Origin of the sequence: Streptomyces sp. NPDC096193, assembly GCF_040302905.1 — a bacterium.
Taxonomy (GTDB): Bacteria; Actinomycetota; Actinomycetes; order Streptomycetales; family Streptomycetaceae; genus Streptomyces.
The window spans coordinates 118,677-142,417 of the sequence record NZ_JBEOSJ010000018.1; the positions used below are offsets into that span (position 1 = coordinate 118,677).

Consider the following 23,741-nt stretch of genomic DNA (forward strand, 5'->3'; position numbering starts at 1 on the left):
TGGGGTTGCACAAGGACCCCGAAACCACCATGACCCCATGGATCGTCGTCCTGCGCACCACCTGGCGTCAGACCATCGTGTCCGTGCCACGCTGTGCCCGCTGCCACACCGGACACCAGCTGGAGCAGACCGCGGCGGTGCTCTCCACAGCCGCGTTGATCGCCTACGCCGCCAGCGGCCGGCTGGACCGGCTGCTCGGCATTCTGTCGGCTTCGGCCGGAGAGCGGACAGTCGCGGCGATCTGGGCGGCCGTGGCCTGCCTGCCGGGGCTCGCATGGATCGCGATCCGGCAGGGCCGGCTGCCGTGGCGGCGCCTGGCGCCCCGCCGTCTGGGCTACGCCCGCCACCACCCGGAGTATCTGCGGCTCCGGGAAGAGGACTGGAAGCCCAGGTCGGGTCCCCTCCACTACTGGGGAAGTCCGCCGAACCCCCATCACCCTCCGCCGCCGAGCCGTTCCAGGCGGCTGGTCGGGGGCTTCATCGAGTTGGTCGGGGCAGCCTGCGCCATCGCCATCCCCATCGCCTACTTCCAGGGCTACGAAGAACTGGCCGGAGGTTTCATCGCGGCAACGGCGGGGCTGTTCCTCGTGTCCTCGAAGATCAAACCCGAGAGCTGATCGCCGTGGTGGAGTCGCCCCCGTCCGGCGAGGTGTGCCGGGGCGGGAGCTGAGTCGAACTCAGAACATGCCCTAGCACCCCCGGAACTCCGCCCCCCGCCGCTCCACGAAGCTCGCCACACCTTCGTTCGCGTCCCGCGTCGTCATGTTGATCTCCTGCGCCGCCGCCTCCGCCGCGAACGCCGTCGCCCGGTCCGCGTCCAGCGAGGCGTTCACCAGCTGCTTGGTGAGCGCGAGCGTCCGCGTCGGGCCCTGTGCCAGGTGCTCCGACCAGGCGCGGGCCGTCTTCGTCAGGTCGTCGGCGGCGACCACCCGGTTGACCAGGCCGAGGCGTTCGGCCTCCCGCGCCGGGAGGGAGTCGCCGAAGAACATCAGCTCCTTCGCCCGCTGCGGGCCGATCAGCCTCGGCAGCAGATAGGCCCCACCGCCGTCCGGGACCAGGCCCCGGCGGACGAACGCCTCGATGAACGTGGCCCCTTCGGCCGCCAGCACCAGATCGCAGGCGAGCGCGAGGTGCGCGCCGAGACCCGCCGCCGTACCGTTGACCGCGGCGATCACCGGCTTCTCGCAGTCCAGCACGGCCGCGATCAGACGCTGTGCCCCCAGCCGTATCGTCCGGGCCACGTCCCCGGGGATCCGGTCCCGGCCCGTCGACGGGGCGCCGCGCAGGTCCGCGCCGGCGCAGAAGCCCTTGCCGGTACCGGTGACGACGACCGCCCGGATCACGGGGTCCTCGGACGCGGCGGCGAGCAGCTCGATGATCCGTTCGCGCTGGTCCCAGGTGACGGCGTTCATGGCGTCGGGACGGTTCAGCGTGATCCACGAGACGCCGTTGTCGACGGAGTGCAGCACGGAGGCGTTCACCGGCACACCGCCAGCGCGTCCAGCGCCACCGCGCCCTGGCCCCGGGGCAGCACCATCAGGGGGTTGATGTCGAGTTCGGACAGTTCGTCGCCCAGTTCCAGCGCCATCCGCTGGACCCGCAGGACGACCTCCACGAGCGCGTCGACGTCGACCGGCGGGCCGCCGCGGATGCCCTCCAGCAAGGCGCGGCCGCGCAGGTCGCCGAGCATCGCGCGCGCCTGGTCCTCGCCGAACGGCGGCACGCGGACCGCGACGTCCTGGAGGACCTCCACCAGGACGCCACCGAGCCCCACCGTCACCGTCGGCCCGAACAGCGCGTCCTGGGTGACGCCGACGACCATCTCCACGCCGCGCTCGACCATCTGGCACACCAGGATGCCGTCCAGGTCGACGCCTTCGTAGCGGGCGATGTCGGTGAGGTCGCGATAGGCGTCACGGACCTGGCTCGCGGAGGTCAGTCCGACCTTGACCAGGCCCAGTTCGGTCTTGTGGGCCAGCTGCGTGCCGGACGCCTTCATGACGACGGGATAGCCCACCAGCCCGGCCGCCCGGACCGCCGCGGCCGCGCTCGTCACCAGCTGCTCGCGGGGCACGCGGATGCCGTACGCCCGCAGCAGCTGCTTCGCCGCGTGCTCGCTCAGCTGCTTGCCCGGCCGCATCAGCGCCTGGGCCTTGCGGAACGACGGGGAGGGCGTGCGCGGTGCCTCGTCGAAGGGGGAGCGGTAGCCGGTGGTGAAGCGGTGGTGGTCCAGGAAGGCGCGGACCGCGGTGATGCAGTTCCCGAAGGTACGGAAGGTGGCCACCCGCGACGACCCGAGCAGCGTCTCGCGGTACGCGGCCTCCGTACCCACCGGCGACCCCCACACCACGCACACCAGCTTGTCGGTGGCCTCGGCAGCGTCCACCAGGTCCTGGGCGAGCCGGTCGCTCATCGGCGGGAAGGGGCCGGTGATCGGGCAGATCAGCACCCCCACGGAGGGATCGGCCAGGATCGCGTCGATGATCTTGCGTCCGCGCCAGTCGCCCACCGGATGACCGCCGTTGTCGACCGGGTTGGCGACGTTCAGGTACTCCGGTATCCAGGTGTGCAGCTCGGCCTGCTTGGCCTCGGACAGCCGTGGCAGCCGCAGCCCCGCCGCACACGCGAGATCGGAGAAGTGCGCGCCCGTGCCGCCGGAGATCGAGTAGACGACCACGCCCTCGGCGGCCGGCGGGCGGGCGCGCGCCAACAGGGCCGCGGTGTCCTGGAGTTCGTCGAGGCCGTCGACGCGGATCACTCCGTACTGCCGCATCGCGGCGTCCACCACCTGGTCCGCGCCGGTCAGTTTGCCGGTGTGCGATGCGGCGGTCCGTGCCCCGGTCTCGGTGCGGCCGACCTTGACCGCGACGACGGGCACCCCGCGCCGGGCGGCCCGGTCGGCGGCGAGCAGGAAGGACCGTCCGTCCTTCAGCCCCTCGACGTAGCAGGCGATGGCGCCGACCTCGGGGCGCTCGGCGAAGTAGGAGATGAAGTCCGCGGTCTCCAGGTCGGCTTCGTTGCCGGTGGGCGCCCAGTGGGAGAGCCGTACGCCCAGGTCCTGGAGGGTGAACACGGGCCGCCCCTGATGTCCCGACTGGGTGATCAGGGCGATCGCGGGGCCCGTCAGGTCGTCGCGGAACCGCTCGAAGGCGTTCAGGTTGGTGTTGGGGCCGAGCAGTCGCAGCCCGGCCCGTTCGACGGCTGCGGCCAGCCTCGTCTGCGCCACCGCGCCCACATCCCCGGTCTCCGCGTACCCGGAGGCGAAGGCGACGGCGAACTTCACCTTGGCCTCGGCCAGTTCCTCGATCACCGGTAGCGGATCGCCGACGAGCAGCACCGCGAGGTCGACCTCCTCGGGCAGGTCGGCGACGGAGGGGAAGCAGCGGAGGCCGAAGACGTGTTCCCGGGTCGGATGCACGGGATGGAGCCGTGCGCCGACCCGCTCGGCCCAGTCGACGAGCTGACGGGTGATGCCGGTGTTGGGCCGTCCCTCACTGTCGGACGCTCCGACGACGGCGACGGACGACGGCCGGAAGAACCGGTCGAGATCCGGCACGGGTGCGTACAACGGCCGTCCGCTGACGTCCATGGCACCGTCGGTCGCGGTGATCGAGGCGGTGTCGTGGACGGCCTGCCGGGGCTGTTCGCCGCAGGCCACCACTCGTGCGCGGAGGTCGGAGGTGAGGGTGCCGTGAGTTGATCCAAGCATCGCTGAGCCCCGCTCTGCTCGTTGCCACCTTAACTGACGCATAGTCAGATTACCGAACTGACTACCTGTCAGGAACAGTCGTGCAGGCAAAGCGTGAGCGCGGACCCCACGGAACGGGCCCCCCGCCGAGCCCCGCGCCCCGCCCGCCGCCGAGCCCCCCCGCCGCGCCCCGCCCCGCCGTCGCGGGGCAGGTCCGTCCTCAGCGGTTGCCGCGCCATTCGCAGAACAGGACCGTCGCGTCGTCCTGGAGCCTGCCGTGGTGATCGAGAACCGTACGGATGAGGCGGCGGAGTGTCTCGGGCACCGGGAGGCCGTCGGCCTGGTGGCGGATGATGAAGTCCACGAAACGCTGACGGCCGAACTGCTCTCCGTCCGCGTTGCGTGCCTCGGTGACACCGTCGGTGTACAGCAGCACCCGGTCGCCGGGCTCCAGGTGTTCGTGGCGCAGGACGACGGGGAGCCCCAGATCCGTCCCCATCGGATGGGTGGGCGGGCTGTCCAGCGTCGCCGCCCAGCGGCCACCCCGGACGAGAACGGGAGGCAGATGGCCGCTGTTGACCCAACTCAGCGTGCCGGTACGCATGTCGAGGTCAGCCATGATGCCGGTGACGTAGGAGTCGTGGTGGAACTGCTCCAGCAGGACGGTTTCGATGGCGGCGCACGCGCGGGCCGGGTCGGCGCCCTGGCGGCGGAGGCTGCGGCTGGTGGCGACCGCCAGATTGGCGGTCAGCCCCGCGGTGGTGTCGTGGCCCATGGCGTCGAAGACGGCGATGTGGGCGGTGTGCTCGGCGATCGCGTAGTCGAAGGCGTCTCCGGCGGTGTCGTAGGCCGGCTCCATGGCACAGGCGATGGTGACCCGGTCGTTGGAGAAGGTCCTCGGAGGAATCAGGGTCCACTGCATCTCCGCGGACACGGACATGGGACTGCTTCTGGTGAGCCGGGCGAAGGAGTCGCTGTTCGGCCGCTTGGAGACCAGCATCAGGCCCATCAGCGAGGCGAGGCCTCGCACGACCTCGGCGGCGTCGGCGGTGTCGTCGGCTTCCGCGTGCATGACGCCGAGACGTTCCGTCCCGTCCAGGAGCGGCAGCCAGTACTGGTGGCCGCCGCCGTTCGACGACGACAGCTCCTGCGTGTGCATGAAGCTGCGGCCCGCGACGGTGGAGTCGACCCGCAGCTCCAGCCCTCCGGCTCCCGCGTCGAGGCCCACGCCGGTCACCTCCCGCAGCACCTCCTGCTGAAGGTCCGCCACGTACAGCCGCGCGTTCCGCACCCCGACACGTGAGGCGCACTTGAGCAGCAGGGCGGGCAGCTCTTCGAACGTCGCCGAGTGGCTGGCCCGCAGGAGTTCACTCAGGACGAGGCCGGACCGGGCGTGTGTCATGTCGGGGCCCGTCGTCGGGGGACACCCGTGTCCGCCCGTCGCGCCCCGCGACAACCGGGGGCACCTGCTTCTCGGCAGACAGAACGGCAGACAAATACGAGAGGCCCAGAGGCAACCTGACTTCACCCTACGCCTGCGGACCCCGCCCGGGTCGTCCCCTCCGAGCCCGCCCTGTCCGCCGTCGCCGCCCGCCACGCGTTTTCGCGGGAGGCGAGCAGCGGCGGCAGGAAGTGGCCGATGACGGTGGCGGCGGTGATCGCGCTCAGGGTGATGCCCCAGGCGATCGGCCCGAGTGGGGTGCAGCCGAAGAACTGGCTGACGCCCGGGGTCTGGATGATGGCGACGAGGACGGCCGCGGAGCCGATTCCGGCCACCAGGACGTTGCGGTCGGCACCGCCGGTGGTGAGGGTCTGCGCCAGCTGGGTGCCGACCACGGCGGCCAGCGAGACGGTGGACGCCCGCCGGCCGCGGCCGGTGACGCGGGCCATCGCCCACGCGAGACCGGCGCCGATGGCCGTGACGATGCCGCGCAGCAGCATCTCCTGCGTCAGCGCGGTGCCCAGCGAGCGGTGCGGGCCCTCCGCGAGAAGGCGCTCGCCGGTCTGGCCCGAGGGCTCGCGCACCGCGATGGCGAGCGAGGGGGCGAGGTCGGTGAGGAGGTTGACGAGCATGATCTGGCGGGCGTTCAGCGGCGTCGTGCCGGTGACGGCGGAGGTGAGGACGCTGAAGGTGACCTCGCCGAGATTGCCTCCGATGAGGATGGCGAGCGCGGCGCGGACCGAGGTCCACATGGCCCGGCCCTCCATGAGCGCGGAGACGATGGTCTCCAGCCGGTCGTCCGTGACGACGAGGTCCGCCGCGGCGGTCGCGGCCGGAGTGCCGCGGCGCCCCAGGGCGATGCCGACGTCGGCGAGGCGGATGGCCGGAGCGTCGTTCGCCCCGTCGCCGGTCATGGCCACGACCCGGCCGATGCGCTGGTAGGCCTGGACGATCCGGACCTTGTGGCTCGGGCTGCAACGGGCGATGACGTCGACGGTGGGCAGCAGTTCGTCCAGGGCGTCGTCGTCCAGTTCATCGATCTCCGGTCCGGTGCACACGGTCGGCTGCTCCACGTCACTGATCGTGGAGGCGATGGCGTCGGCGGTCGCCGGGTGGTCGCCGGTGAGCATGACGGTGTGCACGCCCGCCTCGCGCAGCCGGGCGGTGGCGGGGGCGGCACTGTCCCGTACGGGGTCGGCCAGCGTGACGAAACCGAGGAAGACGAGGTCGTGGACGGCTTCGTCGGTGAGTTCCTCGCCCTTCTTCATACGTCGTTCGGCGACGGCCAGGACCCTGCGGCCCGCTGCGGCGAGTTCTTCCGCCGCGCCCGCGAGAGTGCTCCTCGCCGCGTCGTCCAGATCCACCGAGCCGTCCTGCCGCCGGCGCCGGCCGCAGCGCTCGATGACGTTCTCCGGCGCTCCCTTGACGCTGAGCAGGACACCGCCGCCGGTGTGCCCGACGGTCGCGTGGTACGCCCGGGCGGGCTCGAAGGGGAGGGCGTCCGTGCGCCGCCACCGGGGGGCTCCGGTGTGGGTGGTGACGTTCGCGCGGCGTGCGCCCTCGACGATCGCCCGGTCGGTCTGATGGACCATCGGTTCGGCCTGCCGCGCGGGCGGCGTGGCGCGCAGCGCGGCGGCGAGGATCTCCTTGCGGCGGGTGTCGAGCCGGTCCAGGGCCGAGACGCTGTCGCCGTCGCTGACGCCGGACAGCTCCAGGGTTCCTTCGGTGAGGGTGCCGGTCTTGTCGAAGCAGAGGATGTCGGCGCGGCCGAGCGCCTCGATGGTGCGGGGGTTGCGGACGAGGGCACCGATGTCCGCCAGCCGGCGCGCGGCGGCGAGCTGAGCGGCGTTGACCAGGAAGGGCAGTCCCTCGGGGACGGAGGCGACGGCCAGATTGACGGCCGAGGCGAGGTTGTCCGTGAGGGGCCGGCCGTGGAGCAGGCCGGAGAGGGCGACCGCGACGGCGGACCCCAGGGCGATGGGCATGCTGGCGCGGGTCAGTGAGGTCAGCCGGGCCTCGACGCCCGTTTCCGGTGCGGCCTGCCGGGCGGTGGCGAGACTGCGCCCGGCTTCGGTGGCCGAGCCGGTCGCCACGACGACGGCGACGGCTCGTCCGGCCGAGATCGTGGTGCCCTCGTAGAGCATCGAGCGGCGGTCCGTGAGGTGGGCGGCGACCACGGGCGCCGGGTCCTTGCTCACGGCCAGGGACTCGCCGGTGAGGGAGGACTCGTCGACTTCGAGGCCTTCGGCCTCCAGGAGGCGGCAGTCCGCGGGCACCACGTCCTCGGGGCCCAGGGCGACGACGTCGCCGGGGACCAGGTCGCCCGAGGTGACCAGATGCTCCCGGCCGTCGCGCCGCACCCGCGCCCCGATCGCCGACTCGGCGAACAACTCGGCCAGCGCGTGATCCGTCCGCACCCGCTGGAAGCCCCCGACCAGTGCGGAGACACCGGTGATGACGGCGACCAGAGCGGCGTCGGTCCGTGATCCCACAGCGGCGGCGAGAGCGGCTCCCGCGGCAAGGATCGGGGTCAGGGGATTCGACAGCTCCTCGATGAAGGCGTACGGGAGGGTCAGCTTCGCCGGCTGCCCGGTGTGCGCTTCGGCGCCGCGGGAAGCCGCCTCCTGCGCGGTGAGGCCGTCCTCGCGGGTACGCAGCCGTTCCATGACCCGGTCCGCCGGCATGAGGTGCCAGGGAATGCTGGTCGCCGGTGGTGTGAGGGGGCGGCTCAGCAGTTGCCGGGCGCGCCAGGCTCCGAGACAGAAGGCCATGGCGCCGGCCGTGTTGCTCACCGCCAGCACCCGCGCGGTGGCCCGTCCGGCGGGCCCCTGGAGCGCGGCGACCGCGCCGATCCCGCTGCCGCCGGCGGCCAGGTGGTGGCTGTCGCGGTCCACCACCGCGGCGGTTCCCACGGCGTCGACGATCAGGCCGGCCGCCTCCAGGTCCGTTCCGACCAGGACGTGCGCTCCCCAGGGTGTGTGCTCCGCCTCGCCGTGCACCCCGATCGCGCAGTCCGCCGCGCCCAGCGCCGTACGGTTCCCGGAGATCAGCAGGACGACGGCCCCGTCCGCCTGGAGGTCGCGCACCGAGGCAGCGAGACGGTCGCCCGCCGGGACCACGGCGTCGGCGAAGGCGGGAGCGGGTCCTTTCCGGTCGGAGGCGACGACCACCCGCGCTCCGGCCCGTCGCGCCGCGGCCGCCACGGCCTCGGACCCCGGAGCCGACTGGGTGCCGAGCCCCGCGACCGCCAGGAGCCGGTGCCCCCGGGCCAGTCCGAGGAACTTCTCGGCGCCGTGCTTGCGCAGCCGTTTGACGGCCTTGCCGCCGCTCCGCCCTTTCAGGTGGAGCTCGTCCAGCGGTCCGAGTGACCAGTCGCCGTCCCGTTCGAGGGACAGGGGCTCATGGGAGTCGAAGAGCGCGAAGAGACGTTCGGACAGCTGCTCGTGGTCGGTGTCCTCGAACAGCTCCAGATCCACCAGCTCGTACTGGTCGCCCCGCAGGGCCTCTTCGTCGAGGAGGATCGTGTCGACCTGCCCCAGGCGCCTCAGTGCGGTTCGGTCCATCGTCACCACACCGCGCCGGGCCAGGTCCCGTCCGAGACTGGTGGCGAAGCCCTCGCGTCCCGCGCCGGGAGCCTTCGGCACCGAGGCGACCGCCACGGCGATCGCCTTGCGGACGCCGGCGAACGGCAGGGTGGCCACACCGGCCGCGAGGCCCGCCGCCATCGACCGCTCGGTGTACCGGTCGGCCGCGTCCTGGGGCGTACGCCCGGGCCGTGGCACGGTGACCGCGTCGGCCGAGGCCTCCTCGGGACCGCGGACGAGCTTCGTCTCGCGCTCGCTCCATGCCGCGCCCTCCGCACTCGCCTCCCGCCACACCGCCAGACGCTGCAGCACGTCGAGGGCAAGGCCCCCGCCCCCGGTGGCCACGCCCTGCACGAGCGCTGTGACGACCGGGAGCAGCGAGTCGGCATGTCCGTTCGGGCCGACGTCCCCCACCAGATGCCGAAGCCGGGGATGGTGACGGATCGCGTCGATGGCGCCGGCGACCTCCGGCGGCAGCCCGAACCACGGAGCGATCCGCCGGACGGTCACCAGGGCCAGGCCCAGCGTGTCCGCCACCAGGGCCGGCACGGCGGGGAACGGCGGTCCCTCCGCGGGGTGATGCGGCTCCGGCTGCCACTCGTCGTAAGCGGCAACCTCCGCGGCATGGTCGCCCTCGGCCCGTTCCACCAGCGCGACCAGCTCGTCCTGCGGCGGAGCGGACGGGCCGACCGCGATGATCACCCGTTCCATGGGCGCGTTCACCCGCGCCCACAGCACTCCCGGGTGCTCCTCCAGGGCCTGTTCCACCCGGCGGGCGACGGCCTCGCCCCCGGGACCGTGCACACCGGACACCGCGATGTAGCACCGCCCGGCCGTCCACGACACCTCACGGCCGGGCCCGTGCAGAAGACTCTCCGCCGCCTCCCGGACCAGCCGGGCACCGGCCGCGGTCTGCGCGGCGACGCCGGAGACGAGGGAACTCAGGAAGGGAGGAAGCCCGAGGGCGGAGGCCTGTTCCGGCGGCATGCTGCGTGCCTCCTTGCATCAGGACGAGCGGTTCGGGTGCGTCGTCAGAGGCAGTCTGGTCGAAACTCATAAATGCGGCTATTTCGGATAGACCTATCGGTGAGACAGAAAGCTCGTGACCGATCAGGCGAGGCGATAGCCATGGCATCCACGCCGCGAACGCACTTCCCCTCCAGCACCGGGACGGAACCGGGTGAGCCCCGCGCCGAGGGCACCCCGCGGACGGAACCGGCCGAGCCCCGCGCCGAGGGCACCCCGCAGTCGTCGCGGGGCAAGCACGCCCCCACGATGCCCTCCGCCGGACAGATCGCCGGCGGGGTGCTGAACGCGGCCATGCTCCCCGTCGCCGTCGCCCGGCAGGTGCTGCCCGCCAAGAAGGGTCTCCCGCTCTACCTGGGCCTCGGAGCTCTCGGCGCCGCGGAGGTCCTGGAGTGGCCCGTCGCCCTCGGCATCGGTGTCGGCTACGCCGTTCTGCGCCGCGGGGACGGGGCTTTCGGCACTCCGCCGGCCTCCGCCGCCGTCGGGCGGCCCGCCACCTCCGCCGGGGCCGGTGAGGAGACCGCCGTGACCGCGCGGGAGATCATGACCCCCGATGTCACATGCGTCCGCTCCAAGGAAACGGCACTGGACGCCGCGAAGAAGATGAAGGATCTCGGCGTCGGGGCCCTGCCCGTCTGCGGAACCGACGAACGGCTCAAGGGCATGCTCACCGACCGCGACATCGTCGTGAAGGTCCTCGCGACGGGCAGGGATCCGGCGAAGGTGACGGCCGGTGACCTCGCCCAGGGCGAGGTGGTGACCATCGGCGCGGACGACGACGCCGAGGAGATCCTGCAGACGATGAGCCGGCACCAGGTCCGCCGGCTCCCCGTGATCGACGGCCACATCCTGGTGGGCGTCGTCGCCCAGGCCGACGTGGCGCGCGCCCTGCCGGACCCGAAGGTCGGCGACCTCCTGGAAGCGATCAGCGCCTGAACCGCCGGCGCCGGCGTCGGCAGCCCGGCGCCGGCCGCCGGGAGCCCGGTGCCGGGCCCTAACTCTTCGCCAGCGACCGCGTGATCTTCTGCGCGTCGATCGCCATCTCCCGGAACATCCCGCTGATCGGGTTCGTGAACCCGGTGAAGTACAGCCCCGGTGCCTGCGGCAGCGTCCGGCCGCCGTGGGTGAGCGGCCTGCCGCGCTCGTCCAGTACGCCGAGATGGCCGACGAGGTCCTCCAGCGCGCGGTGGTAGCCGGTCGCCGCGATCACCGTGTCCGGGGAGACGCGGGTGCCGTCCGCGAGGACCACCTTCTCCGCCTCGAACGAGTCCACGGCGGCGACCGGTTCGACCGTGCCCTTGCGCACCGCGTCGATCAGGCCCACGTCCTGGACCGGGATGGCGCCCTCCTTGACCCGTGAGTACAGGCCGGTGTCCGGGCGGGGCAGGCCCTGCGCCGCGAGGTCGGGAACGGCGATACGGGACATGGCCCTGCCTGCCCTGTCCACCAGGCCCACGGGCAGCCTGCGCACGAGGATGCCGGTGCGCTGGGCGGGCCACCCGGCGGTGGAGCGGCGGACGATGTGCGGGACCGTACGGACGGCGAGGCGCACCCGGGCGGCGCCGCCCTCCACCAGGTCCACCGCGATCTCCGCACCCGTGTTGCCGACGCCGACGACGAGGACGTCCTTGCCGTGGTACGGCTCGGCGTTGCGGTAGTCGCTCGCGTGCAGCAGTTCGCCGGTGTACGCCTCGTGGCCGGGCCAGGAGGGCTGCCGCGGGGTGTGATTGAAACCGGTGGCCACGACCACCGCGCGTCCGGTGAGCCGGCGGCCGCCCGTGGCGTGCAGCAGCCAGTCGGAGCCCGACGCCTCGATCTTGGAGACCTCGACCCCGGTCACGATCTCCAACTCGTGGAACTCCGCGTACTTCTCCAGATAGCGGACCACGTTGTCGCGGGAGACCCAGCGCCCGAACGAGCGCGGCATGGCGAGCCCGGGCAGCCCGGACAGCTTGCGGGTGGTGTGCAGATGGAGCCGGTCGTAGTGGCGGCGCCAGGAGGCGCCGACCGCGTCGGACTTCTCCAGCACCACGGCCCGTACGCCCCGCTCGCGCAGCGCGGCGGCAGCGGCGAGCCCGCCCGGACCGCCGCCGATGACGTAGGCGGGTCTGTCGTCCGTGCGGTCGATGTCCTTTTCGTCGGCCATATCGCGTGAGCGTAATCGCGCGTTCACTTGATGGGTCTCAGTCAAGACGGGAATCGGTTGCGAATTGATCACGTCCGCAGACCCCTTGCGCACGGGTAGTGACATCCGCTGAACTGACATGCCGTCAGAAATCCTGTGCGGAAGGCCTGGGGACCGCCCGGGGAGAAGGAGGTCCGGATGGAGACCGTCTGGCTCACCGGCGCCGAATGGCTCGCCGTTCTGCGCATCGGCCTCGGTCTGTGGTGGCTGGAGAGCTGGCGTCACAAGGACAAGAAGGGCTGGTTCGAGCGCGGCACCGGCATCGCGTGGGCGGCGGACGTGGCCGGCCGGCACCGCTGGCCCTTCGTGACGAAAAGCTTCCGCGCGGTGGTCGAGCCCCGCCCGCGGGCGATGGCCCACCTCGTCGTCTACGCCGAACTCGCCCTCGGTCTCGGCCTGGTCGTCGGTTTCCTGACGCCGATCGCCCTCGTCGGCGGACTGCTGCTCAATCTGCTCTACCTGGTGCTGATGATCCATGACTGGGCCGAGCAGGGGCAGAACGCCCTTATGGCGCTCATCTCCCTGGTCGCCCTGTTCGCCATGTCCTGGCAGACCTGGTCCCTCGACAGCGCGATCGGACTCTTCTGATGACCGCGACCCCGGAGGCCGACGCCTTCACCCGCCCGTTCTGGGAGGCGGCCGCCGAGGGCAGGCTGCTCATCCGCCGGTGCGGTGCCTGCGGCCGGGCTCATCACTACCCGCGGGAGTTCTGCCCGTTCTGCTGGAGCGAGGACGTCCACTGGGAGCAGGCGTCCGGGCGCGCCACGCTCTACACATGGTCCGTCGTGCACCGCAACGATCTGCCGCCCTTCGGTGACCGGGTGCCGTACACCGCGGCCGTCGTGGACCTTGCCGAAGGGCCACGCATGATGACCGAAGTCGTCGGCTGCTCGCAGGAGTTGCTGCGCATCGGCATGCCGCTGCGGGCCGCCTTCCGGGCCGACGGCGAGATCGCCGTACCCGTGTTCCGTCCGGAGCCGCCGTCCTGCTGATCGAGGCCGGTACCTCCGTCCCGCACTCCATCCCGCACTCCGTCCCGATCAGGGCCAGAGCAGCTCGGTCCGCCATCCCTCCTGGGCGCGGCGGTAGCGCAGCCGTACGTGCTGCCGTTCACCGTCGCCCTGGAAGAACTCGACCTCCCCGGGGGCGAGTACGTACCGCGTCCAGGTCGGCACGGGCGCTTCGGGCTCCGCCTGTGCACGCTCCCACGCGGCCCGCGACGCGTCCGCCAACTCCTCACGTGAGCCGAGGACTTCGCTCTGCCGCCCGGTGAGCGCCGCCGCCAGCGCACCCGTCGAGCGGGCGTGCAGAGAGGCCTGGCTCTCCGCCGGACCGGCCGCGGTGACCCGGCCCCGGACCCGGACCTGCCGGCCCTGCGCGGCCCAGTAGAAGCCGAGCGCCGCGTCGGGGTGCGCCGCCAGCTGCCGCCCCTTCGCGCTGGTGACGTGCGAGGCGAAGTGCCAGCCCCGCTCGTCCGCGTCGTGCAGCATCAGCGTCCGTACGTCCGGGCGCCCCTGGTCGTCCACCGTGGCCAGCGTCATGGTGTGCGGCTCGCTCTGGCCGGCCGCCACCGCCTCGCCGAACCACCGGTGGAAGAGCGGGAGGGGCGCCGGGGGCGCGTCCCCGGGGTCGAAGGCCGGGAGGGTGATGTCCCAGACCCGCTGCGCGTGGAGCAGAGCGCGGAAGGTCTCCTGCTGTTCGTTGCCCATGGTCGCAAAGTACTACACTCGCAGTGGTATCGCTGGCGGACAGGGTGAGCGGAAGGATCGCGGATGAGGCAGAACCTGGCCCGGCGCGCGGCGCTGGTGGACGCCGCCATCGAGGTGCTGGCCCGGGACGGCGCGCGAGGGCTGACCTTCCGGGCCGTGGACGCCGAGGCGGACGTGCCCAAGGGCACCGCGTCCAACTACTTCAGCAACCGCGACGACCTCCTCAACCAGGCCGGCGGCCGCATCTACGAGCGCATGCGGCCCGACGACGCCACGATGGAGGCCATGCTCACCGGCCCCACCACCCGGGCCCGTACGGCGGAGCTGGTACGGGAGGTCGTGGAGCGGGTCACCGCCTTCCGCACCGGTTACCTCGCCCTGCTCGAACTGCGCCTGGAGGCCACGCGCAGGCCGGAGTTGCGCGCGGTGCTCACCGCACGGGTCAGCGAGGACGTCGAGGCCAATGTCGACCACCATCTCGCGAGCGGTCTGCCCGGTGACGCGGACGCCGTCAGGATGATCTACCTCGCCACCAACTGGCTGGTGGTGGAGCGGCTCACGCTGCCCGACGTGTTTCCCGAGAAGCAGGCGGGAGACCTGATCACACAGCTCGTCGAGCGGCTGCTCCCGCCGGACGAGGGCTAGCGCACCCCAGACCCGGCGGCGCGTGCGGCGGGCCGCGCGCCGGGTCGGTCCCGGCCGAGCACCACCGTTCCCGACGAGCAGAACCAGCCGCCCGTCCCCGAGGCCACGGCCAGCCGCGGCGGGCTGCCGTCCGGCAGGTGCACCTGGTGTCCGCTCGCCTCACCGCGCAGCTGCCGTACGGCCTCCACCAGCAGGAACAGCCCGCGCATCCCCGGATGGCAGGCCGAAAGGCCGCCGCCGTCGGTGTTCACGGGGAGTTCGCCGGTGCGGCTGATGCGGCCCTTCTCGACGAACGGGCCGCCCTCACCCTTGGCGCAAAAACCGAGATCCTCCAGGGTCACGAGGGTCATGTAGGTGAAGGCGTCGTAGATCTCGGCGATGTCCATGTCGGCCGGGGTGAGGCCCGCGCGCTCGAAGGCGAGCCGGCCCGAGACGGCGGCGGGGGAGACGGTGAAGTCGTCCCACTCCGACATCGTGGCGTGCGAGACGTGTTCGCCGGTGCCGAGGATCCACACCGGGGCCTTCGCGGTGTCCGCGACGTACTCCTCGGCCGCCAGCAGCACCGCGCAGCCGCCGTCGCTGCGGATACAGCAGTGCAGTTTGGTGAACGGGTCGGCGATGAGCGGACCGTCGAGCACATCGTCCACGGTGATCGGGTCGCGGAACATGGCCTCCGGGTTGGCGGCGGCGTTCGCCCGCGCCTGGACCGCCACGGAGGCGAGCTGCTCCAGGGTGGTGCCGTACTCGTGCATGTGACGGCGTGCGGCCATCGCGTACTTGGCGATGAGCGTGTGCCCGTACGGGACTTCGAACTGGAGCGGCCCCCGGCCGCCGAAGGACAGCCCGGCGGTGCGCCGGCGCGCTCCGATATCGGCGCGGGCGGTCGATCCGTAGACCAGCAGAACGGCGTTGGCGTGGCCGGCCGCGATCGCGTCGGCGGCATGGGCCGCCATGACCTCCCAGGTGGCGCCGCCCACGGAAGTCGAGTCCACCCAGCGTGGCCGCAGGCCCAGATACTCGGCGACCTCGACGGGGGCGAGCATGCCGAGGCCGGCCGAGGCGAAGCCGTCGACGCATTCGCGTCCGAGTCCTGAGTCGGCGAGTGCCCGTCGGGCCGCCTGGGCGTGGAGGGCGTAGGGCGTGGGGCCGTCGAGGCGGCCGCAGTCCGAGAGGGATATGCCGACGATGGCGACCTTGCGTGCGGCGCGCGTTGAGGAAGGCATGAATCTGACGGTACATCAGATTGCATCCGTGCAGGGGTGTGCTCATGGCGCACGGGGCTGTGCATCTGGAGGGCACCCCCTTAACATGACGACCCGTCAGACAGGGAGTGCTGCCATGGACACCGCCGCCACCGCGGAGCAGGACGACATCCGCCGCACCCTGCGCGAGCTGCTCGCCGAACGCGCCGGTCCCGACGAGGTCCGGGCCGCCGTCCGCACCGCCGACGGGCACGACCCGGCGCTGTGGGGGCTGCTCTCCCGGCAGCTCGGACTGCCGGGTCTCGCGCTGCCCGCGTCGTACGGAGGTGTGGGCTGCGGCCTCGCCGAACTCGCCGTCGCCTTCGAGGAGACCGGACGGGCCCTGCTGCCCTCGCCGCTGCCGGCCACCTCGGGCCTCGCCGCACCTCTGATCGCCGCGCTCGGCACGCCGGCGCAGCGCGACGAGTTCCTTCCGCGGATCGCCGACGGTTCGCTGACCTGCGCCCTCGCCGTGGCCGGCGGGAGCCTCGCCGTCGCGCTCGGACTCGTCGGGGACAACGCGACGGGGGAGTGGGCGGGCGGCGGCCGGGCCGGCGGGGTGCAGGCGCGGTCCAGGGCGGACGGCGGCCAGCTGCTCTACGGGGAGGCCCGCCAGGTGCTCGACGGACACAGCGCGCCCCTGCTGCTCGTGGCCGCCCACACGGGAGGGTTCCCGCGCAGCCGGACCCTGCTCTTCCTGGTCCGGGCGGATGCCGAGGGGCTGACGCGGGTACGGCAGACCTCGCTCGACGAGACCCGGCCGCAGGCCCGCGTCGAGCTGCGCGACTGCCCGGCCGAGCTGCTGGGGGACGACGACACGGCGGACGTGGCGGGGGCCCTCGCCGCGGTCGGCGCGGAGGTGGCCGCGCTGCTCGCGGCGGAGGCGGTGGGCGCAGCGGCGAGTGCGCTCGACCGGACCGTGCAGTACGTGCGCGGACGGGAGCAGTTCGGCCGGCCGATCGGCTCCTTCCAGGCGGTGAAGCACCGGCTGGCCGATCAGTACGTACGGGTGCAGGCGGCCCGCTCGGCGGCCTACTGGGCGGCCCGGCACCCGGCCGAGGGAGGGCTGGCGCTCGCCCAGTGCCTGGAAGCCCTGCGCGAGGTCACCGCCGAGGCCGTCCAGCTGCACGGCGGCATCGGGTTCACCTGGGAACACGAGGCACATCTCTACTTCAAGCGGGCCGCGTCCGACGAACTGCTCTTCGGCCCGGTGCACCGGCTGCGGGCCCACGCCGCCGAGACCGCGGGCCTGTTCGCCGGCCGCACGGCACGGACGGAGGTGGCGGTCTGATGGCGAGGACACCGGCAGGTGTGCGGCTGGTCCGGAAGGTGTCGTCGACCCGGCTCTTCGCCAAGGTCGCGCCGCATGTCATCCCGGCGATGGACCGTGCGGTGCACCGGCTGACGCGGGGAAAAGTGCTGCTCAGCGCACAGATGCTGCCCGGATTGATCCTCACGGCCCGGGGAGCGCGGACGGGCCGGCTGCGGGTGACACCGCTGGCGTGCATGCCGGAGGAGTCGGGCGACTGGATTCTGATCGGCTCCAACTTCGGCCGTGAGGGCCATCCGGCCTGGACGGCGAACCTCCTGAAGCATCCCGAGGCGGAGGTGAGCTGGAAGGGCGAGGACATCGCGGTGCGCGCCGTCCTGCTGGAGGGTGAGGAACGGGAGCGGGTGTGGGAGGAGGCGCTGCGGTTCTGGCCGCCGTATGCCACCTACCAGTCGAGGATCACGCGTCAGATCCGGCTGTTCCGCCTCACTCGGCGTTGAGGACGCTCGTCACGCGGCGTTGAGGAGGCTCGTCACGCGGCGCTGAGGAGGCTCGTCACGCGGCGCTGAGAACGCTCGTCATGCGGCGCATGCGGTTGGGGTCATATGGCACTGGGCGCACGGGCGTTGCGGTCAGCGGGGACAAGAGCGCCGACGGCGGTCACCCGGGAAGGGACCGCCGTCGGCGTGACAGGACGTGTGGGTGGGACGTGAACGGCTACCGCGTCGGCTTCTTGCCCGTGATGCCCAGATGCACCAACAGCGCCAGATTCGGCTTCAGTTCGGACTGCTTCACACCCCAGGTGGTGAACCCCTTCTGGTGCGAGGCCACCGCGGCCAGCATCGCCACCAGGGAGCCCGCCACGGCGGCGGGGCTCACGTCCTTGTCGACCCTGCCCTTGGACTGCAGGTCCTTCACCGCGTCGGTCAGGGAGTTGGTGACCGAGTTGAGGATCTTCATGCGGATCTTGTAGAAACGCTTGTCGCCCTCCGCGGCGCCGAGGTCGACCACCCGGAGGATCGCGTCGTGGCGTCGCCAGAAGTCGAGGAATCCCTCGACGAGTTCCTCCGACGCCTGCCAGGCGGCCTTGCCGACCCAGGTGCGGCCGGAGACGAGTTCCGTCAACCTGGTGCCCTCCTTGGCCATTTCCTCGGCGAGTTCGAGGACGGCACCCTCGACGTCGGGGAAGTACTGGTAGAAGGTCGCGGGGGAAGTGCCCGCCTTCCGGGCCACGTCGATGACTTTGACGTCCCGGTACGGCGAGGAGCTGAGCATCTCGCTGAGGCAGTCGAGCAGCTTCTGCCGCGTCGCCTGTCCGCGTCGTCCGGCCACTCGGCCGTCGACGGTGCGTACTTGTCCTGTCATGCCGTCAGCTTACCGAGGGGTGATCGGCGCGCGATTCGGCCGACTGCAAATGGGGTGCGGCAATAGTGTTATCAACAGCCTGTGGACAACTTTCGTGGACAACTCAACAATTCCGGTCCTCTCGAAGCCCGGTGATCGAAATAGGTCATATGTTCGGTTGGGGCCCGGTGTGCCCGCTGTCGCCCGCTGTGCTGCGACGTTAGCGTGAAGGTGACGGGCATCACACGGAAGGAACGACGTCCATGGCCGCATTCCCCGAGGGCACGCCGTGCTGGGTGGACGCAGCGCTTCCCGACGTCGAGGCCGGCAAGCGCTTCTACGGAGAACTGTTCGGCTGGACGTTCGCGCCCGGGGAGGGTGCGCAGACCGACGCCTTCAGCGACGGAAAGCTCGTCGCCGCCCTCACGCCCAAGGGCGACGGCCGGATGCCCACCGTCTGGGGCGTCTACTTCGCCACCCCCGACGCGTATCTGCTCTCCGGACGCGTCAGCGACGCCGGCGGCCAGGTGATCGTGCCTCCGCAGCAGATGGGGACCACCGGCATCGTGGCGGTCGCCGCGGACCCGAGCGGCGCCGTCTTCGGCCTGTGGCAGGCGGCCGAACGGGCGGGATTCGAGGAGCAGGGCAAGCCCGGCTCGTACTGCTGGACCGAGGTCTACACCCGGGACAAGGAGCGGGCCGACGCCTTCTACGAGACGGTCTTCGGCTTCCTGGGGACGGACCTCGAGGACGGCTCGGCCGACTTCCGCCTGTGGTCGCCGCGGGGCGCGGAGCCGGGCCCGGACACCGCCATCGGCGGACGCAGTGTGATCACCGGCGCCTTTCCCGCCGAGATGCCGGACCATTTCCTCGTCTATTTCTGCGTCGAGGACTGCGATGCCGCGGCCGCGACGGTCACCGCTCTCGGCGGCCGCGTCCAGGCGCCTCCGTTCGACATTCCCTATGGGCGAATCGCCGTACTCACCGACAATCAGGGCGCCACTTTCGCCGTACTGGCCGAGCCCGCGGACGAGAACACACCGCACGATGGGGCGGAAGGTACCGATGCGACCCCGGCTCCCGTGCCCGAATCCGGGTGAGACACCCCGATCCGCCCCCGGGTTCGCAACCGCCGCCTCCGACAGGAAGAATCAGGGTGCGCACCGCTGAGGGTCTCGGCGGTGAGACGCTGCACGGGGCTGTAGGGAACGGGCCCATTTCGATCTGGGGCCCGTACGGGGAGGTGGCAGGCAGGTATGGAGCAGCTGACGCAGCATGACCCGAGACGGATCGGTCCGTTCGAGGTGCTGGGGCGGCTCGGAGCCGGCGGCATGGGACTGGTCTATCTCGCACGGTCGGCGTCCGGTCGCCGGGTGGCGATCAAGACCGTGCGCACCGAGCTCGCCGAGGACCAGCTGTTCCGTGTCCGCTTCACCCGCGAGGTGGAGGCAGCCCGTGCGGTGAGCGGGTTCTACACCGCCGCCGTGGTGGACGCCGACCCGCGTGCGGCGGTGCCGTGGCTGGCCACCGCCTACGTCCCGGCCCCCTCGCTCGAGGAAATAGTGAATGAGTGCGGGCCGATGCCGGCCCAGGCCGTCCGCTGGCTCGCGGCGGGCATCGCCGAGGCGCTCCAGTCCATCCACGGCGCCGGGCTCGTCCACCGCGACCTCAAGCCGTCGAACGTGCTGGTCGTCGAGGACGGCCCGAGGGTGATCGACTTCGGAATCGCGTCCGGCGTCTCCAACACCCGGCTGACGATGACCAACGTCGCCGTGGGCACCCCGGCGTACATGTCGCCCGAGCAGGCCCGTGACTCACGCAGCGTGACCGGGGCCAGCGATGTCTTCTCGCTCGGCTCCACCCTCGTCTTCGCGGCGACCGGTCACGCGCCCTTCCACGGCGCCAACCCGGTCGAGACCGTCTTCATGCTGCTGCGCGAGGGCCCCGACCTGGAGGGACTGCCGGACGAACTGCGGCCGCTCATCGAGTCCTGCATGCAGATGGAGGCCACGCGGCGGCCGACGCCGGAGGATCTGCAGGCCCAGCTCGCCCCGCATCTGTTCTCCTCGGGCAGCGACGACAGCGGCACCGCGTCGGCCTGGCTGCCGACGCGCGCCACCGCGATGATCGAGCTGCGCCGCGGCGGCGGCCGGACCGCCCCCGCCCAGCGCCAGGAGCCGACCCCGCCCCCGCCGCAGCCGCAGGCGCCGCAGAGGCGGCCGAACGCCGACTGGGACCCGCCGCGCCACGGCGGCGGGGACCCGCGCACCGACCATGCGCCGGTCGGCGCCGCCGCGTCGGCCGGTGCGATCAGGCTGCCGGGCGCCAAGGTGCCGATCGGCCCCGGGCCCCGGGTCGCCGACGCGGGCCGCGGTCCCGTCGCCGACGCGGGTCCGGCCACCGGCTGGGTCCGCCCGCCGGCGGGCCTGAACGGTTCGGAGGCCGCGACCAGTGCCGTTCCGGCAGCGCCGCCCGTGCCCGTCCCGCCGCCGTCCTCGCCCCCGGACGGCCCGGCGCACTGGCGTCCGTGGCGCTTCCGGATGTCGAACGACGTCTGGGGCACCCCGGTGGTCGACGGCGATCTGCTCTACGTGACCTCCTTCGAGGTGCACGCACTGGACGTGGCCAGCGGCCGCCGCCAGTTCAAGACCCGTGACGTGGCCTGGGCGATGGCCGTCGCGGGTGGCCGTATCCACGCCTCCGACGGCCCGACCCTCTACGCCCTCGACTCGACGACCGGCCAGGAGCGCTGGCGCCTTCAGACCGATGCCTGGGTGTACTCCCTCAAGGTCGACCGCGGCACCGTCCTCACCGGGACGCGCGGCGGCGGGGTCCAGGCGTGGGAGGCGTCCAACGGCGAGAAGCTGTGGGAGCTGACCGGCGCCCAGACGGACTTCGAGACGCCCGAGGCCGGGCCCGCCATCTTCGACGACACCGTGTACGTGTGGAAGGACGCCCGCCTGCGCGCGGTGGAGACCCGTACCGGCGTGGAGCGCTGGTCCTACCCCGTCGGGGACGCGGCCTCGTGCGGCAATGTGCCCGTCCGAGTGCAGCCCGCGCCGGACGGGCACGTCTATGTCGCCGCCGGCACCCGCGTCCTGGCCATCGACATCGCGAGCGGTCTGGTGCGCTGGCACTTCGAGTCGCCGGCGGTCTTCCTGTCGGCGCCGGCGTTCGCGCCAGGGCCCGCGGTGACGGGCGGCGGTGTGTATCTCGCCGACTATCTCGGCACGGTGTACGCCCTGGACGCGATCACCGGCAAGGACCGCTGGCGCATCGCCACCGAGTCGCGCCAGTCCATCGAGCCGGTGCTGGTGGCGGGCGGCAATGTGCACGTCGGCAGCGGCAGCGCGCTCTACACCCTGGACGCGGTGACCGGTACACCCATGTGGCGCTTCGCGGCGGGCGGCGAGGTCGTCGGCGCCCCCGTCGTCGCCGACGGCCGTGTCCACTTCGGCTCGGCCGACCATGTGCTCTACACGCTGGACGCCAGCGGCGGCCAGTTGCGCTGGAAGCTGGCCACGGGCGGCGAGATCACGGGTTCACCGGTGGCGCGCGGCGGGGTCGTCTACGCCTGCAGCAAGGACCGCTGCGTCTATGCCCTGGACGCGATCAAGGGCACCGCGACGGGCCGCGGGGGCCGCTGACCCCCGGCCCGCGGGGCCCAAATGGCGCAGTGCACCCCGCGGGCGTAGCGTCAGGTCAGGACGGCCGCCGTATGACGCCCCTTCCGTGTTGCTTACGACGGCCGTCACGCATGTCGTGACGATTCCGACTGCTATGGTGACGTGCGCTCGTCAAAGCGAGCCGCAAGTACCGCGCTTTCAACGGGGGTTGAGAAGTGAAGATTCGTCATGTCCGAGCCGTGGCCGTGTTCGGCATCGTCCTGGTCGCGCTCACCGGAGCCCGGGGTTCCGGCGGTGGCGGCTGTGGTGGCAGCAGCAGCAGCGGAAGCAGCAGCTCCGGCGGAAGCCACGACAACGACAGCGACACCACGACGTCCGGCGGTTCGACCGGTTCGGTGACGGGCGGCTCCAGCGCGAACAAGGCCCTGCGCGACGTCACGATCGACTCGTGCGGCCTGGACGCCGCCGGCAAGAACCTCACCGCGAAGATCACCGTCAACAACAGTGACTCGCTCGCCTACGCCTACGACGTGAACCTGGAGTTCAAGGGCGACCTCGGGGACTCCACGGTCACCAGGGCCACCGCGCGGATCGACGACCTCCAAGTCGCGGCCGGTACGTCGGCGAAGGGCGAGGCGACGACCGCCTACCCCGGCAGCGGGAACGGCTCCGAGTACAAGAAGTGCGAAGTGGTGAGCGCGAGCCGTACGGCGAGCTGACCCACGCGAAAGCCCCCGGACCCGCCGAGCGAGGTCCGGGGGCTTTCGCGTCCTACCGCAGCCGGTGCGGTCCGCCCCGGGCCCGGAACAGCTCCGCCTGTTCCCTGGGCGCGAGATTCCCGAGGGACACCAGGTGCGGGGCGAGCGCCAACGCCTGGGTCCGGGCCGCCTCCCGGGCGGCCCACACCGCGCGGACCGTGCCCTGGACCGCGGCCGGCGGGTAGGAGGCCACCACCTCGGCCGCCCGCAGCGCCGCTGCCACCGCCTCGCCCGGTGCGGTGAGCTCGGAGACCAGCCCGGTCTCGTACGCCCGGACGGCCGAGACCCGCTCCGCCGTCCCCATCAGTGCCATCCGCGCCACTTCGCCGACCGACATCCGCTGCGCCAGCAGGATCGTCTCGTAGGCGCTGACCATGCCGTACGTGGTGTGCGGGTCGAAGAAGGTCGCCTCCCGTGAGGCCACCACGAACTCGCTCTCACCCAGCAGATAGAACGCTCCACCGCACGCCATCCCCTCCACCGCGGCGACGACCGGTTTCCACAGGTCATTGGCCTTGGGGCCGATCCTGATCAGTGGATCGTCGACCGAGTACGGCGACGACGGCTGCGGCACGTCGACCGACCGGTCGATGCCGGTGCAGAACGCCTTGGTGCCCGCGCCGGTCACCACCGCCGCCCGTACCGAGTCGTCGAACCGGAACTGCTGCCACACATCGGCCAGTTGATCCGCCGTGGCCAGGTCGATCGCATTGTGCTTCCCTGGCCGGTCCAGCGTGACGAGCGCGACGCCCGTGCTCCTGTCCGGCTCGACGCCGACGCTCATGACCGCTCCAGCAGCCAGCGCGGCATCCGTACACCCGCCCCCACCGCGGGCGCGAACGCGACCCGGACGCCTGCCCCGATCCGCAGCCGCCCCGGATCCACGGAGTTCAGCGGCGCGTCCGGCGCGGAGACCACATTGCCGACCAGCCGGATGCGGGGGGCGTCCAGCAGTTCGACGACGACCGCGTTGTACGGGGCCTGTTCGGCGTAGGCGGGCAGCAGCGGCGGATGCGGGATCACATACGACCAGATCCGGCCGCGCCCGCTCATCAGCCGCCACTCGCTGTCGAAGGACCGGCAGTGCGGGCAACAGGGCCGCGGCGGGAAGCGCAGCTCACCGCAGTCGGCGCAGGCCTGCACCCGGAGTTCGCCCCTCGCGGCGTACTCCCAGAACGGCGCGCCGTCGTCGTCGACGACGGGCGGCAGCAGGGCGTCGGGCAT

Annotated in this window: 20 protein-coding genes; 10 read left to right on the forward strand and 10 right to left on the reverse strand. The window is 72.1% G+C overall.

Features of this window, described 5'->3' with window-relative positions; translation table 11 throughout:
* Positions 1-29: 29 nt before the first annotated feature.
* Positions 30-617: a hypothetical protein gene (locus tag ABTX78_RS24800; protein WP_352208982.1), complete on the forward strand. Its 588-nt coding sequence runs from the start codon at positions 30-32 to the stop codon at positions 615-617.
* Between the two features lie 72 nt (positions 618-689).
* Here the strand turns inward: ABTX78_RS24800 and ABTX78_RS24805 are convergent, their stop codons facing one another.
* The 4 genes from ABTX78_RS24805 to ABTX78_RS24820 all read right to left on the reverse strand — a co-directional run bounded on the left by ABTX78_RS24805 (position 690) and on the right by ABTX78_RS24820 (position 9,700).
* Complete coding sequence (locus tag ABTX78_RS24805) at positions 690-1,412, reverse strand: enoyl-CoA hydratase/isomerase family protein (protein ID WP_352209021.1); 723 nt, start codon at positions 1,410-1,412, stop codon at positions 690-692.
* 65 nt (positions 1,413-1,477) lie between these two features.
* Positions 1,478-3,709 (reverse strand): acetate--CoA ligase family protein, encoded by a 2,232-nt coding sequence (locus tag ABTX78_RS24810; RefSeq protein WP_352208983.1) that lies wholly within the window; start codon positions 3,707-3,709, stop codon positions 1,478-1,480.
* Positions 3,710-3,908: 199 nt separating this feature from the next.
* Positions 3,909-5,090: a PP2C family protein-serine/threonine phosphatase gene (locus ABTX78_RS24815; protein ID WP_352208984.1), complete on the reverse strand. Its 1,182-nt coding sequence runs from the start codon at positions 5,088-5,090 to the stop codon at positions 3,909-3,911.
* Between the two features lie 122 nt (positions 5,091-5,212).
* Positions 5,213-9,700, reverse strand: a complete 4,488-nt coding sequence (locus ABTX78_RS24820) for an HAD-IC family P-type ATPase (protein ID WP_352208985.1) — start codon at positions 9,698-9,700, stop codon at positions 5,213-5,215.
* Positions 9,701-10,282: 582 nt separating this feature from the next.
* Between ABTX78_RS24820 and ABTX78_RS24825 the strand changes: the two genes are divergently transcribed.
* The gene (locus ABTX78_RS24825; protein ID WP_352209022.1) at positions 10,283-10,675 is read left to right on the forward strand and encodes a CBS domain-containing protein; all 393 of its coding nucleotides are present in this window, start codon (positions 10,283-10,285) and stop codon (positions 10,673-10,675) included.
* A gap of 58 nt (positions 10,676-10,733) precedes the next feature.
* On the opposite strand, the gene ABTX78_RS24830 is transcribed toward ABTX78_RS24825, so the two are convergent.
* On the reverse strand, positions 10,734-11,885 hold the full coding sequence (locus ABTX78_RS24830) for a flavin-containing monooxygenase (protein ID WP_352208986.1): 1,152 nt from the start codon (positions 11,883-11,885) through the stop codon (positions 10,734-10,736).
* Between the two features lie 177 nt (positions 11,886-12,062).
* On the opposite strand from ABTX78_RS24830, the gene ABTX78_RS24835 reads away from it, so the two are divergent.
* Together ABTX78_RS24835 and ABTX78_RS24840 are read left to right on the forward strand one after the other, a co-directional pair.
* Positions 12,063-12,512, forward strand: a complete 450-nt coding sequence (locus ABTX78_RS24835) for a DoxX family protein (protein ID WP_352208987.1) — start codon at positions 12,063-12,065, stop codon at positions 12,510-12,512.
* On the forward strand, positions 12,512-12,916 hold the full coding sequence (locus ABTX78_RS24840) for a Zn-ribbon domain-containing OB-fold protein (RefSeq protein ID WP_352208988.1): 405 nt from the start codon (positions 12,512-12,514) through the stop codon (positions 12,914-12,916). Before ABTX78_RS24835 ends, ABTX78_RS24840 begins: the two co-directional genes overlap by 1 nt.
* A gap of 48 nt (positions 12,917-12,964) precedes the next feature.
* Here the strand turns inward: ABTX78_RS24840 and ABTX78_RS24845 are convergent, their stop codons facing one another.
* Complete coding sequence (locus ABTX78_RS24845) at positions 12,965-13,633, reverse strand: pyridoxine/pyridoxamine 5'-phosphate oxidase (protein ID WP_352208989.1); 669 nt, start codon at positions 13,631-13,633, stop codon at positions 12,965-12,967.
* Positions 13,634-13,696: 63 nt separating this feature from the next.
* Between ABTX78_RS24845 and ABTX78_RS24850 the strand changes: the two genes are divergently transcribed.
* Positions 13,697-14,278 (forward strand): TetR/AcrR family transcriptional regulator, encoded by a 582-nt coding sequence (locus ABTX78_RS24850; protein ID WP_352208990.1) that lies wholly within the window; start codon positions 13,697-13,699, stop codon positions 14,276-14,278.
* Here ABTX78_RS24850 and ABTX78_RS24855 read toward each other — a convergent pair.
* Positions 14,275-15,501 carry a thiolase C-terminal domain-containing protein gene (locus ABTX78_RS24855; RefSeq protein ID WP_352208991.1) on the reverse strand — a complete coding sequence of 409 codons (1,227 nt, stop codon included), beginning with the start codon at positions 15,499-15,501 and terminating at the stop codon, positions 14,275-14,277. The genes ABTX78_RS24850 and ABTX78_RS24855 overlap by 4 nt on opposite strands.
* A 115-nt stretch (positions 15,502-15,616) precedes the next feature.
* Between ABTX78_RS24855 and ABTX78_RS24860 the strand changes: the two genes are divergently transcribed.
* Complete coding sequence (locus ABTX78_RS24860; protein ID WP_352208992.1) at positions 15,617-16,810, forward strand: acyl-CoA dehydrogenase family protein; 1,194 nt, start codon at positions 15,617-15,619, stop codon at positions 16,808-16,810.
* Positions 16,810-17,289: a nitroreductase/quinone reductase family protein gene (locus ABTX78_RS24865; RefSeq protein WP_352208993.1), complete on the forward strand. Its 480-nt coding sequence runs from the start codon at positions 16,810-16,812 to the stop codon at positions 17,287-17,289. The genes ABTX78_RS24860 and ABTX78_RS24865 overlap by 1 nt, the downstream gene beginning before the upstream one ends.
* A gap of 217 nt (positions 17,290-17,506) precedes the next feature.
* On the opposite strand, the gene ABTX78_RS24870 is transcribed toward ABTX78_RS24865, so the two are convergent.
* On the reverse strand, positions 17,507-18,154 hold the full coding sequence (locus ABTX78_RS24870) for a TetR family transcriptional regulator (RefSeq protein WP_352208994.1): 648 nt from the start codon (positions 18,152-18,154) through the stop codon (positions 17,507-17,509).
* A gap of 242 nt (positions 18,155-18,396) precedes the next feature.
* On the opposite strand from ABTX78_RS24870, the gene kbpA reads away from it, so the two are divergent.
* From kbpA to ABTX78_RS24885, 3 genes are all read left to right on the forward strand, one after another.
* Complete coding sequence (kbpA, locus tag ABTX78_RS24875) at positions 18,397-19,233, forward strand: AfsK-binding protein KbpA (protein WP_352208995.1); 837 nt, start codon at positions 18,397-18,399, stop codon at positions 19,231-19,233.
* Between the two features lie 156 nt (positions 19,234-19,389).
* The gene (gene afsK / locus ABTX78_RS24880; protein ID WP_352208996.1) at positions 19,390-21,780 is read left to right on the forward strand and encodes a protein serine/threonine kinase AfsK; all 2,391 of its coding nucleotides are present in this window, start codon (positions 19,390-19,392) and stop codon (positions 21,778-21,780) included.
* Between the two features lie 194 nt (positions 21,781-21,974).
* Positions 21,975-22,478, forward strand: coding sequence for a hypothetical protein (locus ABTX78_RS24885; protein WP_352208997.1), 504 nt, complete (start codon positions 21,975-21,977; stop codon positions 22,476-22,478).
* Positions 22,479-22,530: 52 nt separating this feature from the next.
* Here ABTX78_RS24885 and ABTX78_RS24890 read toward each other — a convergent pair whose 3' ends face one another.
* Positions 22,531-23,301: an enoyl-CoA hydratase/isomerase family protein gene (locus ABTX78_RS24890; RefSeq protein WP_352208998.1), complete on the reverse strand. Its 771-nt coding sequence runs from the start codon at positions 23,299-23,301 to the stop codon at positions 22,531-22,533.
* Positions 23,298-23,741, reverse strand: a complete 444-nt coding sequence (locus tag ABTX78_RS24895) for a Zn-ribbon domain-containing OB-fold protein (RefSeq protein ID WP_328860956.1) — start codon at positions 23,739-23,741, stop codon at positions 23,298-23,300. The genes ABTX78_RS24890 and ABTX78_RS24895 overlap by 4 nt, the downstream gene beginning before the upstream one ends.